Source organism: Paenibacillus shirakamiensis (assembly GCF_017874255.1).
GTDB lineage: Bacteria > Bacillota > Bacilli > Paenibacillales > Paenibacillaceae > Fontibacillus > Fontibacillus shirakamiensis.
In genome coordinates, this window is record NZ_JAGGLD010000002.1 from 235,709 (window position 1) to 250,402 (window position 14,694).

The window sequence follows — 14,694 nt, forward strand, 5'->3', positions numbered from 1 at the left end:
AATCTTCCTCCTTTCTCCTTTAAATGGTTGAAGATATTGAGTCATAAGCTAATCTATTAAGTTCCGTAGATGTTGATAGATGAGATTCGCTCTGCACCATCTGGCCCATATCCATCTTGATCACCCGGTCGGCCAAGTTGAAGAAGCGATCGTCATGAGTAATAGCAATGATGCACTTGCCCCTCATCTTAAGTTCGGGCAGCAAGGTGTGATAAAAGAATGCGCGATATTCGGGATCTTGGTCCGCCGCCCATTCGTCGAACAGATAGATCGGCCGATCCTCGAGATAACTAATCAGAAGTGCAAGCCGTTTCCTTTGACCCGTAGACAGCTTAATCGTGTTGAGCATACCGTTCTCTATATGCACTTTCTCTTCCAGATGCAGGAGCTTCAGATAACGGGAAATCTCCTCGTGCTTCTCCCTATAAGGTATGCCATACATTTTCTCAAATAGATGGAAATCACTAAAAATAGCTGAATAATTCTGCCCAAGTCCATTCGAGTGAATAGGCTGTCCACCTAACCAGATTTCACCATGCGTTGGTGTGTATAGACCTGTAAGCAGTTTGGCCAATGTGGATTTCCCACTCCCATTCCCACCTGTAATAAACGTGATTTCTCCAGTATGAAAGGCATAATCGATCGGCCCTACCGTGAAGCTCTCTCCATCTTTGCTGCTATAGTGATATTCCACTGCTTTCAGTTCCAGTTCTACCGTCTTGGGTATTCGTGAATCCTGTTCATGATGCAGATTACCCGTGTCCTGCATGATATCTAGCTGCTTCGATAATGCTTCAATCCGATTCCAACTTACTCGCACTTTGAATATATTCGGAATTGTTCCGAGAATACCGTGCAGCGGCCCCGTCATATACAGCAGTACGAATACATAACTTCGAAGGGAATCGACTTTGAGTTCTGGAAAAAGAATGGGGAATACAAAGGCGACTACTCCTATTACGAACGTGAACAACAACTCTCCAATGACATTAGCATTAGCGAATTTCAAGTCACCCTGAATGCGCTTATCGCGATAAAGCTTACTACTGTCCTGCATATCCTCTTGGAAATCCTTACTTTTGCCTTCATGCATCCAAAGTTCCTTGAAACCGTGCGTGAGATCATGAATGAATTTGAAGAATGTATTCTGAATGTCCCGGGTCTGCTCCCATAGCTTGTTAGCTTGAAGGCCTACCACATAATGAACACCTGCAGCTAGTATGATCACAAGAATCGCTACGACCACCCCAATTGGGCTGATCATTCCCATGTAGACAAAACAGCAGATCAGCGTTACGAGGCTGGTTGCCCCCGTTATGACAATGTTGGAGAACTCGCTGATTGTCTCGGTATCATTGTTCAAAGAAGCTTGAATGGAACCTTCCTCTAAAGCCTCTACCTTTTGATAAGAGGTTTTTAAGATTTTATCTAACAGTTCTGTTCGTTTCTCAAAAACCATCTGATTAGCAATTCTAACTAATTTTGTTCTAACTAATTTCTGACCAAAGGCATAAATCGTAATCCCTAAGATGAAGTAGAGGAGCAACCCCCCCTGGAATTTTTTAATATCCCGGTTCAAAGCCTCATTTACAATAAAAATAATTAGAGCATTACCAAATCCGCTAGCGATACTCAGCATAATGAGTACAAATAGAGATTTGTCCCCTGTCTGCGGAAAGAGCTGAATTAAGATGAAATAGACACTGAAGATTAGCGCTGTCAGGAACAAAGATACGATTCCGTACACTAGGCTTTGCGGGGCCCACACACTTAGAAATGTCCAATTCAATCCCCAATACAGCACATCAGGAATGCGATATAGACAATATGCAAAACCCGTCATCCCCATCAGAAGTACAAGAAGACTCAGACCCATAGAAGATCTGGTGCCTACAAAAACACGATCTTGTCGGACAACTTGCTTGACCAAGCTCCCCGTGAACCAAAGCGTTAGAAGCATAATCGGAAGCGTAATAAAAAGAATCGCCGATGCCATATTATCCAAGCTTTTGTAGATATCACTTGTGGGAACAGGCAGTTCCTTGCCCTGAATAATATCCATAATTCCATCAGCCAAGGTCGAAGTATAAGGTGAATTCATGTTCGCTAGAATCCCAATTCCAATTCCCTCTGCGGGTCGAAGTACGATCTGCGAAGAGAAGTTAGGGTTACTGCCAGTATGTGAGATTTCACCCGATCCCTTTTGAAAAATACTCCAGCCCGCAGCATAAGAGGAACCATCTATATCTGGCATTACTGTTCGATCAGGAACATGCGATTTCTTGATTAATGCCTGTAGAGCAGGGCTAACTTTGGGATCTGCCCCAAGTTGTATCTGTATCCATTTTGCTACATCTAGCCCATTCGTAATAATGTAGCCTGCGGGCGAATTGCCCCGATACATCGGTGCATTGTAAGCTTTAGGACGTAACAAGTTAAATTTATATCCTTTGGCAAAGGACTGCTTTGCAGCCTCCTCCCGAAAAAGAACGGTATGTTCAAGCCCTAAGGGAGCGAATATATGTTGCGCCATATAAGATTCATAGCTTTGACCCGATACCTTCTGAATGATGAGACCCAGTATGTCGTAATTGATAGTCGCATACAGATATTTTTCACCTGGGGAATGGTCTAGGGTCTGTCCGACAAGAGGCCGAATTGTATCTTCAAGCGCTGTGTTTTTATCCGTGGCCGGAATATCTCCAATCGTCTGAAATGGAATACCACTCGTATGATGGAGTAATTGACTTAAAGTAATCTTTGCCGGATGACCTTGATAGCTCATGTGGAACCACGGCAGATACTTGGATACGGAATTTTCTAAGTGAATTCGCCCTTCCTCTTCTAATTGGAGAATCGCTAATGCGGTAAAGGCCTTGCTAGTAGAACCCAGTTCGAACAACGTATCCGGTGTAACGGGCTGCTGGGTCGATACATTAGCATAGCCGAAGCTTTTCTGATACACGGTACGCTTCCCTTCAACAATTACGACAGACAACCCAGGGATATCAGATTTCTTCATATTTTGCTGGATATACTGCTCAATTTCGCTTTCTTTGGCTGATAGGGAATCCGGCGCAGCCCAAGCTGTATGAGGCAGCAAGCACAATAGGATAACCATGAATAAAAGCACATGCCTTGAGTTATATTTCATGAACAACCCTCTTGTCTGCAAAGCGAAGAATCTGGTCTACGGCTGCATCTAATCCGCCCGTGACTTTGAACGATTGATGAATGACCTCACAGTGTCGTCTGTATTCGGGGTCGGTTAGTACATGCTGTACAGCTTGCCGAATATCTATGGATTGCAGTTCATCCTCTCGCAGATAGATTCCCGCCCCGGCTTGCTCAACCATGAGCGCCCCCATAAATTCATCAAATACTTGGGGCACGACTACCATAGGCACATGATGACATAGACTTTCATAGATACTATTGGCCCCGCCATGGGTTACAAAAGCATCTGCCCGGCTCAACACTTCTAGTTGTGGAACATAGGGGAACACTAAAATATGGCTTGGGATAGGACCCAATTCTTTTACATCTATTGCACTACCTATAGATAGAACAACTTGCACATTCTCGCTAGTGAAAGCCTGGATGCAGGATTTTACCAAATCTACTAAATTGTTCAGAATAGTACCAAAGGCAATATATACAAGGGGACGGTCATCCAACTTCTCATAAGGAAAATCTACGAGTTCCAATCGCGGACTTAATGTATAGCCTGCAAACCAATAGCTATCATCGAATGCATCTGCATAGAGTTGAAACTGTTTGGAGGTAAGTACGATATTTAATCGCTGCTTACTGCCAAACACATCGTTAATGATGTTAAGCGACTCTATTCCATACTTCGTAGCTATAATACGTGACAGCTTGTCCAGCAGCTTCCGATACATATCATGATTTCCTTTATGCTTCTTATATAGGGGATCATCTGCCGCCCTAAGTACGTACTCCATGAAGAAATCTGGATCTTCCTGCGCCATCTCATCAATGAAGGGAAAATTTGCAATTAGCGCTACTCCAGGAAGTTCAAGCTTCTCAGCAAACTGCTTTCCCCACAGGCAAAATGCATCATGTAAAATATAGTCTGCTTGTAACTCCACCACTTCTTCGTGCAGAGCCTCTAACATGGTTTGACTTTTATTCATAATAAAATCAGCGAAGACGAGAAAAGTATCCACACCCGAGCCCTGATGCGTCCCAAACCCGAGCAATCCCCGGTAACTTCGGAACGTCGCGCCAGTATGTTCAATCTTGTCCCGAAAAGCATCACTACAGTAATAAAAGACTTCTTCACCTCGCTCCACGAGCTTCCGAATTAAGCCAAGACTCGGATTCACATGACCGTGTAAATCTACACCGAAGTAAATGACTCTAGACATCCGTTTTCCTCCTTGTCTAAAAATCTAATGCAGAGATAGTACGCTAAAAAAGTAGGCTATCCAGCTCACTTTGGGACAATGCTGCGGTCTCAAAATCAGATGGAGTATAGTCCGTATCCCCTTTTAAGCAGCAATGATTCACGATGCCTTGGAATGTATTGCTATACATGCGTATCCAACCTTCCATCGTCTCTGGGTAGAAGTGATTCTCACTGTAAGTGACTGCAAGATGCAGTCTTTGATCGATAAGCATCATGTTCACTTCCAATGCAGCTGTCAGATGGTTCTCTTTGCTTACATCACTACCTTTAGACTCTTGGGATAGATGGGTGAACCATGCATTCGTAAAAGTCGAGCCGAAGTCTCCGAGATAGTTGAACCGGATGGGCTTGAACTTAGCGTAGCCTGCAATTTCGTGAGATATATAGTGCAGGATGCCAAAGCCAATACCGTGATTCGGGATGCAGCGGAGCTCCTCCTTAATCGATTTGATCGTAGTCGCTAAGTCTTCGCTCACTTCAAGCTGCATAGGATAAAGACTAGTGAACCAGCCGACAGAGCGGGTTAAATTCAAGTTAGAATGTAGTTCCTCACGGCCATGTCCTTCAAGTTCCACGATGGGCAGTTCCATCTTGAAGTATTCTTTTAGCGTCAGACCCAGTGTAACCAAAAGTAAATCGAGCGGTTCTGTACCATACCCTTTATGCGATTCATTAAGCCATTGTTGGGTTATCTCCACATCAAATTCATGAGTAAGGATTCGTGCTCTAGCCCATGTGTCTTCACCAAGCATTTGGTCCACAGGAACGGGCTGCATCTTATCAACGATAGACTGCCAGTACATTCTTTCCTTACGGACATGGCCTTTCTCCTCTTGAATCCATGTGGCCCAAGACTGTATAGAATCTGTTTTGTTCGGTAGTTGATCGCTGTTGCCTGCTTGATTATGCTCCAACAGCTGGACCATATCCTCTAATAGAATTCGCCAAGAGACACCATCTATCACCAAGTGATGGGCCGTCAGCAGAAGTCTCTGTCCCTGAACACCTAGATCGAACAGACAAGCTTGAAAAAGGTAACCTGATTGTAAGTCAAGTGAAGCTTTAAGCTTCTCCGCAATTTCAGCCATCTGGATATGTCGCTGCTCATCCGAGAGATCCCTTAGGTCAAAGATAAGTAACGTTGATGCTAGAGTACCTCTCATATCTTTGGAGTTATAAAAGAGTGTCTGACCGTCTGTTGCCACATTAGCTCGGAGTACATCATGATGGTCAATGAGTTGATCTATAATCCTGTGGATAATGATCGGTTGAACCGTCTGCTTCAATTTCAGCAGAACAGACTGATGATAATGTTCTGGATGTGCGAACTGCTGCGTCCAGAACCACTGTTGGATGGGCAATCTTGGAATGACACCAGTACAGGGCTCTTGGTTAACCATGGACATCGTTTCAAGCTCAATATATTGTGCCATCTCTCCAATTCGAGGATGGGCTAGAATATGACTTACTTTCAGTGTGTACCCTGCATTGTTCAGCCTTGATGCTAACTGAATGGCTTTAATGGAGTCTCCGCCCATATGATAAAAATGATCCTGCATCCCGATCTGCTCTACCTGTAGTATTTCTCTCAGTACATGGACAAGGAGGTGCTCTTTTTCATTTCGGGAAGGAACATACTCGGCTACTAGGGCAGATCGATCCGGTTCAGGCAGCCGCGTTCGATCTACTTTTCCACTTACGTTAATTGGAATCTCCGAGAGCCTCGTGTAAAAAGTAGGGACCATATAGTCAGGTAGAGTAGCATTCAACCACTCTCTTAGCTCATCATTAGAGACTAGGCCATCCACCAAAATATAAGCGCTTAAATATTTAGCAGAAGAGGAGTCTTCTAAATCTATAACTACAGCATCTACAACAGCGGTATGCTCCAGCAGTTGCTTCTCAATTTCTGTAAGCTCAATGCGGTGACCCCTAATCTTTACCTGATGATCGGATCGTCCACAATATTCAATGATTCCATTCTTAAGCCGCAGCGCAAGGTCGCCCGTTCTGTACATCCGATAGCCTGGCACAAATGGATTATCTAAGAATCGCGTTGCACTCAGTTCCTTTTGATTCAGATAACCTCGTGCCACACCATCTCCCGAGATATACAATTCCCCAATTACACCCTCAGGCACGGGATTGCAGTGTGGATCAAGCACATAGATCATGACATTATGCGCAGGAACTCCAATGGGCACCGAAGCTTTTCTATCTGCTAACCGATTGAACTTATGAATCATACAGCCTACAACGGTCTCCGTAGGGCCATATTCATTGTAAATCTCTATGTCACCGCTAAAGATATGTTCGATCATTTCTGCTAGATTTACTTTAAGCTCTTCCCCTCCTACAATAAATCGCTTCACGGATGAAGAAGGATAGCTCTGGTCTTTAAGTAAAGACAGGTGTGCCGGCGTAAGTTTGACTACCGTGGCTTCATTCTCTTTCATAATCCGATGTAAGATGAACTCATCACCCGTATCTCGGTATACCAGAATCATTCCTCCACTAATTAGAGGGGTAAAGATGGAGGTTACAGTTAGATCAAAAGCCAGTGAAGAATACAGAGGGAATACTTCTCTCTCTTTGCTCACATACATCAATGTAGCCCACCAAATATAATTCGTTAGCCCTTGATGCTCGATTAGAGTTCCTTTGGGTCTGCCTGTAGAACCTGAAGTATAGATTACATAAGCTAAATGGTCCGGCTGAATATCTAGCATGAGATTCGACGTATCTCCCGTATACCACTTGGGATCGTTCACATCTAGCCACTCCAACGAACTCAGTCTCTCAGAAATACCAATTTCTAATCTCCCACCTACATGAGTAAGAATGAGCTTCGTTCCAGAATCCTCCACCATGTACTGAATACGATCACTCGGATAAGCAGGATCAATAGGTAGATAAGCCGCACCAGCTTTAAGTACAGCAAAGATAGCCACTACAGTTTCCAGCGAATGCTCTATACAAATTCCCACCCAATGACCATAACCCACGCCTCTTAATCTTAATTCTCTAGCTAGTTGATTGGCTTTGCTATTCAGCTCTCCATAGGTTAATTGTTCCTCCCCATATCGAACAGCTACCTGATTATAGGAATGATTCACTTGCTCCTCAAATAATTGACTAACCGTATACTGCCTAGGATAGGCCGTTGTTGTCTTGTTGAAATCGTACACAGCTTGGTTCCATTCTTCTGAAGAGAGCAAGGATATATTGCTAAGCATCTGTTCAGGATCTGCCAATATGTGTCTTATAAGATTACGGATACAGCGTAGCATTTCATCTACCTGTTCTGCCGTATATTCACTACATTTATAGTCTATATCCAGCACTAGTCCATCCGTCTCGGACCAGTCTTTGATGACCCACTGCATGGCATACAGTTGGTTACCATTATAAAATTCTGTGTTCGTAACGGGCATTCCATTAAAATTTGTAGCAAGCTTAGTATTGTAGTAATTCACACAAGTGTGGAATAACTGATCATATCCTTTTTTCTTAAGTTCCAATTCCTGAATTAATTGTTCATACGGGTATTTCTGATGGATATAACAAGTCATTAACTCTTTTTGTATGCGGGTTAGTGTATCGAGTACCGATTGTTCATCATTCAGCCTAAATCGAAAAGGCATCGTACTTGTGAACATACCGAAGGTACTTTTTTCCTTGATGCCTGAGCGATTAAGAACGGGAGTCCCGATGACCAAATCATGTTGATGTGTCGTTTTATTCATATAAAGAAAATATAAAAATATAAAAAAAGTATTTAATGAAATGCCATGCTTCTGTGTGTAGGTTTTGAGAGTGGAGGATAAATGGGGATCAATAGAATAAGATATTCTATTCCCTTTCGTATCAGTAGAGGAACGATCAGCCCTTAACATCTCGGGTAAAGTCTCGTATTGGTTCAGCCAGAACTTGCGATTCTTCTGATAACGCTTCGAATCCAAATATATGGGCTCTTGCAGAGCATAATCGACATAAGATGGAGGCTTGTTGAACTGATGTTCGAACTCCCCGTTGGACTGCTGAGCGAAATGAGCAGTGTAATAATTCGTAACGTACTCCGTTATAATCTGATTGGACCATCCATCAGCAATCATATGATGCAACTTGACGTAATAACCATTCTCTTGATCGGAACATGTAAATAGCGCGAAGTAATAAAGGGGACCCTCTGTAAGATGGAAAGGGCGAGCCGACTCCTCTTCAATCCAGCGCTGGAATTCTTCTTCAGGCTTCTCATATGGAGAGAAATCCATGAAGTCAAGTGGCGTTCTACCAAGATGAACGACTTCCTGAAATACTTCTCCATGTTCTTCTCTGAGCTGTAACCGAACCCCATCATGATGCTCAATGAATGAAAGAATAGCCTGCTCTAAAATACTAAAATCGATCGGACCATGAATCCTGATCGGTCCACCAATATTGTACATTGAAGTATCCGGGAAAATGTTCTCAATATACCAGATTCGTTTTTGCGGATGAGTCAAAGGAATTCTAGACATAAATATTCCTCCCTGTTAAATTGTACTATTACAGTAAATTTTTATATAATCAGATAGATGGGAGGTTCATTCTTGCTTTGACATCAACTCGTCTAATTTACGCTTAATATATCAAATGTTAACGGAAGGAGCCTATACACACGATGGCCCAAAATATGGATTATATGATCAGCACCTTACCGATACGTGTCGTTGATTTGAAAGTTGTCCAAAATAAGCTATTAATCCAGGACCTGTATATCGCTCAAATTGCGCATATTCCTGGCAGAACGCATTATTGTACAAATACTTTCTTTCAAGATTGGGCCATAGTCTATATTGTAGGGGGCAATGGAAACTATCGTGTTAATGATGGACCATCCCATCCTGTAAAACAGGGAATGATTCTAGTATTTCGTCCTGAGACCAAGTTTGAATATGGACCTCCTGCGGGAGAGAGCTGGAATGAATATTACATTACGTTTGGAGGTAAGCGGCTCAACTCCTGGCTGAAGAGTGGACTTCTTCCTATTGATGAACCTGTAAACGTAGGCCTCGATGAACACATTATTTTGAAGCTTGAGTCCATGATTACACTGCTTGGCAGTCAAATCCCCTCCCACTCGGATCGGGCGGCAATGATATTTGAGAACTTAGTCTATGAATTCTATCAACGCTCCAATGAAGAACAAGCTCGTACTGGCCTGATTTATGCCATTATGGAGGACATTGATCATTCCTTATATGGTGATTTTGATTCTATAGCCATTGCCAAAAGGCACAGTATTTCCATTCCCACCATGCGGAGGCTAGTTCGTAAGAAGACGGGCTTATCTCTCCATAACTATGTAAATAGTCAAAAAATGATTGAAGCAAAGCGGCTCTTACACCGCTCCGATACCCCAATTAATCACATTGCCCGCATGCTTGGCTATGATGATCCATTATACTTCTCACGCTTATTCAAAAAATACTGCGGTATCTCTGCTAGCGAATTCCGTTCTGGAATCTAAAAGTTGCTCGGTGTACAGGTACATGAAAAAAGCATCACAGGATATCCTGTGGTGCTTTTGGTTATACATTCTTTTTTTGACTTATTTCATTTAAAACCTTTTTTAAGATATCCATGTACTTCCATCGTATAATGAATACTAAAATCTCCTACAGATGAGGGAAGCTTATGAAATTATTTTACTTTAGACCAGAAGACACTGTGTTGGAGCAACCTGCTTTTTTGCACAATGAAGTTCCTTATAATCTACTTCATCGAATCTCTAAGTCCCCAGATGCTACTCGTGTTTGTTCTTCCGACGGTCAGCTCATCTATGCTCAGACTCCCAACCATCCTGGATGGCTATGGATCTCATCCACAATCTCAGTGAATCAGAAGGTAGAAGCTGTTCAGGCACTGATTAAGATGCTAGGATCATTGACTGTCGTAGGTGTATCTGGTGAGCCAAAACTTGCGAGACTGTTCGCAGACCAGTACTGCCCTCTTCATGAGATGACCTACTCCACTCGGATGGAGATGGAATCTTATGCATGTCCGGCACTGATTCCTGTGAAAAATATTTTGGGTACACCTCACCTAGCGAGCACTGAGAACGTTGAGATCGTCGCCTATTTTCTATCCAGAATCAGCCTAGAGATCTACGGCAAGAGCGTAGAACCTGAAAGTCGTATAGAAGTAGCAGCTAATCTAATCAATACAGGCGGGGTTTATCTTTGGAAACAAGGCAATAAGTATGTATCTATGGCAAATATCTCCCATCGTTCACCAAGACATGGAAGCATTAATGCAGTATATACTCCACTAGATGCAAGAGGAAAAGGATATGCCAGTGCACTGGTAAGCTACATTAGTCAAATTTTAATCGATGAAGGTTATATCCCCATTCTGTATACGGATCTAAGTAATCCCATATCCAATAAAATTTATCAACGACTTGGCTATACAGATCGTGGCAAGATTCATCAAATTGTCTTCCGAGGTACGAAATCTTAACGGATATTGAAAGAACACACTCCATTAAGTCGAAACCTTGGCTCATATATAAAGCAAAACCTTACCTCCGGTAATGTTAGATGTATGCATTATTTCCAAGCCGTTCATTTTATTTGTATCAAGGGGTTGACCTTGACGTTGCGTCAACGTGTATTGTAAAGGAGTCAGGAGGTGAAATGATGGAATACAGTGTGCAGAGCTTAGGTAAAATGGCTGGAGTTAGCTCCCGGACGCTCCGATATTATGACGAGATTGGACTTCTTAAGCCGGCAAGAATCCATTCGTCAGGATACCGAATGTATGGGGACATGGAAGTGAATCAATTACAGCATATTTTGTTCTATAGAGAGCTAGGACTGCCGCTAGATCAGATCAAACTTCTGATGAATGCTCCTGAATTCGATACCGTGCGTGCACTTGTGCAACATCATCAGCAGCTCCTGATTAGACGGACGCAGCTCAACACTTTGATCCAGAATGTGGAGAGAACGTTAGCTGCACAAGAAGGGAAGATAGCTATGACGGATCAGCAAAAATTTGAAGGATTCAAGACGAAGCTAGTTGAAGAGAATGAACAACGTTACGGCCAAGAAATTCGTAGTAAATACGGGGATGATGTTATAGACCAAGGAAATGCTCGCGTTCTTAGTAGGACAATGGATGAGCAAAAAGCTGTTGCCCAGTTATCTGAACAGCTCATGGTTGTGCTTAAGCAAGCATATAAGACTGGAGATCCTTCGAGCTCAGAGGCTCAGCATGCCGCTGATCTTCATCGGCAGTGGCTATCTTATCACTGGCCTACTTACAGCAAAGAGGCTCATGCAGGACTAGCTAACATGTATGTGGAGGATGAACGCTTCACCGCGTACTATGATGCATTACAACCAGGAATGACTGTTTTTCTTAGGGACGCTATTGTGATTTACACGTCTTAAAGAGATTCAATAGATCAGAATAGTAAACTAAATAGCAAAAAAGTAGGCTTGGTTTCGTTCAGTTGTTTAGACTGATCTAATCCATGTCTACTTTTTTTAAAGTAACTTTCCTATATGAGTGTTACCTCTTATTTTTTAAAGATGCCAAATGCCTTGCCCACCGGAATAAATTCTCGCTCGAAATGAGCATTCAATACCGCAGCCCCTGTTCCGTACAGAGACAAAAGCCCAATCCCCATCTCCGCATAAGCCGCAAGGCCATGGAAGAATTCAGCAGCTACCCCAAATGCATCAAAGGTAAGACCTAGGAACAATAGATCAATCAGACAGAAAATAAAGAACAGCACTTTGTGCGTCTCCATAGCTCCGATCGTCATGAACAAGGTAAAGATAAGATATCCTGCAAAAGCAACTCCTAATTGCTTACCATCTGCATGTGAAGCTAAGACGGAACCAAATACCCCCATCTTAATCAGCCAATTAGCTGCCATAGCAAACCAGAAAAAAGCATAAGCACCGAACGCGGTCATACCGAACGTATTGTTGCGCTTCGAGTCTTGAATGCAAGCGAACAACTGAGCGAAAGCTCCAAGGAATAGTGCCCAAGGTACTGCATAGCTTAGCCCTGAAGTGATTTCTAATTTTTGCGACGATGCTACCAAGGTAACAATCGCAAGTCCGAACAATCCCATAGCGCTGGGATCTGCGTTAATAATTTTAACTTTCTGCTGTAATTCGTGCTGCATATAGAGCCTCCAGTATATTGTTTCTCTGTCTAGTATTTGTTCCACTCCCGGAACACACCTGACCTATTGTAACGGAAAGAAGTCCGATAGAAAAGAACTATTTTATGGTCTATTTCTCATGCGGCTGAGGATGGGATACTCTATAATTAATGTAAGCGTACGCAATATATTAGATTCAGGAAGAGAGGTTAGCCTTTAAATTGATACAGCTATTTCAATATAATGCAGAGGTCCGAAACGAGTGGTTTGATCTATGCAAGCATATCTCTAAGGAAGAGCTCACGCGTACTAGAATTGGGGGAGTGGGCAGTATTTTATATACACTCTTTCATGTGGCAGATGTTGAATACAGCTGGGTCCGGGGTATTCAGGGCAAGCCAGATATCGTAGTGAATTATGAGGAATATAAAAGTCTGGAACAGGTTAGACACTTATCCAGTTCATGGAATCAAGAAACGTTGGAGTTCCTCCACACATGGACGGAGGATCGAGATACATTCGTCACCCAAGTTAGTTGGCACAAAGATATCTACACCGAGGGTGAAATTTTAAGGCATGTTATTGCTCATGAAATTCATCATATGGGTCAACTCTCTATCTGGACTAGGGAACTTGAAATTAAGCCCGTATCCGCAAATTTTATTGGAAGATCCCTTCGTTAACCGGCCTATTCACAACATGCACTTTTCATTCGAAAGCAATCCATTTGGGTCCATCTTTGTTCAATATTAAGAACCTAGATCCTTCCTATAGGTAAGAGAAAGGAGCTAGGTTTTTAATAAGATAATAGTTAATAAAAAATATTGATTAAACATGTCTATCAACTGAACTACTATAACACTAAAGGCTTAACTCGTAAGTATGACCTAGTCTTTCCAGGTATATTATGTTCGCTACCCGTTTAACCCACTTCAACCGATCGCCAGAATTCTGGATATCCATAGGATCGCTTTCTTCAAGTTTCTTCTGCTCCTCTGGGGAGAGTAACTTCTTGTAAAACTCCGTTGCTGTATGGTTATTCACGTGATATCCAACAAGTATCGCTGACCTACTTAATTTCATTACAATTAGATCATCATAGACAGCCTCAACTGTAAAAGGCTCCTCTATTTTCATTAAAGCAACCATGTTATATTCTAGGCGAATATTTCCTGAGGGCTGGACAAGCAATACACGGGTTCCATCTATCATAACTGCATCTTTATCTGTGTTCATTAGTGTCTGCGTACTCTTTGTAGAGACGTAAGCTGTGGTTATCTTTCGGACTACCTTGCTTCCTTGGATTAAGTATTGATGATAATCATCATGAATGGATGGCTCACCATAATTGTCATGAATAGATACAAATATACTACCTGAGATAGGGCGGATTTGAAGTAGCGCCGTACCCTTGTTTCCTTTGAATTTAGGTAGTTGATCATCGATTTGCAAAGGTTTGCTATTAGATTTAGAAATATACAACTTTCTTTGCTGATAACTTATCCAAGCTGTCGTGTCCCCATAGCTAGATTGAATTAGACTATCATCTCCTTGGAGATCTATACGATTTTTTTGCCAATTTAACTCATAACCTAATGCTATGGCAATAGACCGAAGCGGAATATAGACTTGTCCTCCCTTTATATAAGGTGAAGCTACAAGACTTGAGGTAACTTCATTGAGTCTCATATGTCTAGAATTCAGTTTAAATACCGCTTTTCCTGTTGGAGAAAGTGTTGTGATCGACCGGCTAGTAGCATCCCATAACACCTTACAGTTAAGACTTTGCGATAACTCTCTAACCGCTATGAATGTATTACCTTTGCTAACCGTAGGATGTATTCCAAGAGGCTTACCATTCAATAATACTTCTGTGTCCGAAGCGACAGCAGCTGAACTCAGTTGATTGCCCACAACAAGTAACACCATCATAAAGAAAACAGTTGTGAGAATAGCCTTTTTAGCAATCTTATAACGATAGAAAGTGTGCATATTTCATCCCCCTTTATATGCTATAGAACGTATATTATGATAAATAGTTGCTTATTTTCTATAAATTACATATTTATCTTACTTGAATGCATAGATAAAAAAAACC

The 14,694-nt window shown here is 42.2% G+C and carries 9 protein-coding genes; 4 read left to right on the top strand and 5 right to left on the bottom strand.

Annotated features, from left to right (window positions below):
- Nucleotides 1-19: 19 nt before the first annotated feature.
- Genes J2Z69_RS08035 through J2Z69_RS08045 form a run of 3 tightly spaced genes read right to left on the bottom strand, consistent with a single transcriptional unit; the run spans nucleotide 20 to nucleotide 8,952 of the window.
- Entirely contained in the window at nucleotides 20-3,154 is a 3,135-nt protein-coding gene (locus tag J2Z69_RS08035) for a cyclic peptide export ABC transporter (protein WP_209860933.1), read from the bottom strand.
- Nucleotides 3,144-4,391, bottom strand: coding sequence for a macrolide family glycosyltransferase (locus tag J2Z69_RS08040; protein WP_209860935.1), 1,248 nt, complete (start codon nucleotides 4,389-4,391; stop codon nucleotides 3,144-3,146). The genes J2Z69_RS08035 and J2Z69_RS08040 overlap by 11 nt, the downstream gene beginning before the upstream one ends.
- Before the next feature lie 43 nt (nucleotides 4,392-4,434).
- Nucleotides 4,435-8,952, bottom strand: a complete 4,518-nt coding sequence (locus J2Z69_RS08045; protein ID WP_209860937.1) for a non-ribosomal peptide synthetase — start codon at nucleotides 8,950-8,952, stop codon at nucleotides 4,435-4,437.
- Between the two features lie 143 nt (nucleotides 8,953-9,095).
- Between J2Z69_RS08045 and J2Z69_RS08050 the strand changes: the two genes are divergently transcribed.
- From J2Z69_RS08050 to J2Z69_RS08060, 3 genes are all read left to right on the top strand, one after another.
- Complete coding sequence (locus J2Z69_RS08050) at nucleotides 9,096-9,944, top strand: AraC family transcriptional regulator (RefSeq protein WP_209860939.1); 849 nt, start codon at nucleotides 9,096-9,098, stop codon at nucleotides 9,942-9,944.
- A gap of 167 nt (nucleotides 9,945-10,111) precedes the next feature.
- Nucleotides 10,112-10,936: a GNAT family N-acetyltransferase gene (locus J2Z69_RS08055; RefSeq protein ID WP_209860941.1), complete on the top strand. Its 825-nt coding sequence runs from the start codon at nucleotides 10,112-10,114 to the stop codon at nucleotides 10,934-10,936.
- Between the two features lie 179 nt (nucleotides 10,937-11,115).
- Nucleotides 11,116-11,871, top strand: a complete 756-nt coding sequence (locus J2Z69_RS08060) for a MerR family transcriptional regulator (RefSeq protein ID WP_209860943.1) — start codon at nucleotides 11,116-11,118, stop codon at nucleotides 11,869-11,871.
- 128 nt (nucleotides 11,872-11,999) lie between these two features.
- On the opposite strand, the gene J2Z69_RS08065 is transcribed toward J2Z69_RS08060, so the two are convergent.
- On the bottom strand, nucleotides 12,000-12,617 hold the full coding sequence (locus tag J2Z69_RS08065) for an acetate uptake transporter (RefSeq protein ID WP_209860945.1): 618 nt from the start codon (nucleotides 12,615-12,617) through the stop codon (nucleotides 12,000-12,002).
- 200 nt (nucleotides 12,618-12,817) lie between these two features.
- Here J2Z69_RS08065 and J2Z69_RS08070 point away from each other — a divergent pair, with 200 nt between their 5' ends.
- Nucleotides 12,818-13,279: a DinB family protein gene (locus J2Z69_RS08070; RefSeq protein ID WP_209860947.1), complete on the top strand. Its 462-nt coding sequence runs from the start codon at nucleotides 12,818-12,820 to the stop codon at nucleotides 13,277-13,279.
- A gap of 178 nt (nucleotides 13,280-13,457) precedes the next feature.
- Here the strand turns inward: J2Z69_RS08070 and J2Z69_RS08075 are convergent, their stop codons facing one another.
- Nucleotides 13,458-14,588 (bottom strand): stalk domain-containing protein, encoded by a 1,131-nt coding sequence (locus J2Z69_RS08075; protein ID WP_209860949.1) that lies wholly within the window; start codon nucleotides 14,586-14,588, stop codon nucleotides 13,458-13,460.
- Nucleotides 14,589-14,694: the final 106 nt, after the last annotated feature.

Excerpts from the sequence above, each read along its gene's own strand:
- J2Z69_RS08035 (WP_209860933.1), bottom strand. The coding sequence starts at position 3,154 with ATGAAATATAACTCAAGGCATGTGCTTTTATTCATGGTTATCCTATTG.
- J2Z69_RS08040 (WP_209860935.1), bottom strand. The coding sequence starts at position 4,391 with ATGTCTAGAGTCATTTACTTCGGTGTAGATTTACACGGTCATGTGAAT.
- J2Z69_RS08045 (WP_209860937.1), bottom strand. The coding sequence starts at position 8,952 with ATGTCTAGAATTCCTTTGACTCATCCGCAAAAACGAATCTGGTATATT.
- J2Z69_RS08050 (WP_209860939.1), top strand. The coding sequence starts at position 9,096 with ATGGCCCAAAATATGGATTATATGATCAGCACCTTACCGATACGTGTC.
- J2Z69_RS08055 (WP_209860941.1), top strand. The coding sequence starts at position 10,112 with ATGAAATTATTTTACTTTAGACCAGAAGACACTGTGTTGGAGCAACCT.
- J2Z69_RS08060 (WP_209860943.1), top strand. The coding sequence starts at position 11,116 with ATGGAATACAGTGTGCAGAGCTTAGGTAAAATGGCTGGAGTTAGCTCC.
- J2Z69_RS08065 (WP_209860945.1), bottom strand. The coding sequence starts at position 12,617 with ATGCAGCACGAATTACAGCAGAAAGTTAAAATTATTAACGCAGATCCC.
- J2Z69_RS08075 (WP_209860949.1), bottom strand. The coding sequence starts at position 14,588 with ATGCACACTTTCTATCGTTATAAGATTGCTAAAAAGGCTATTCTCACA.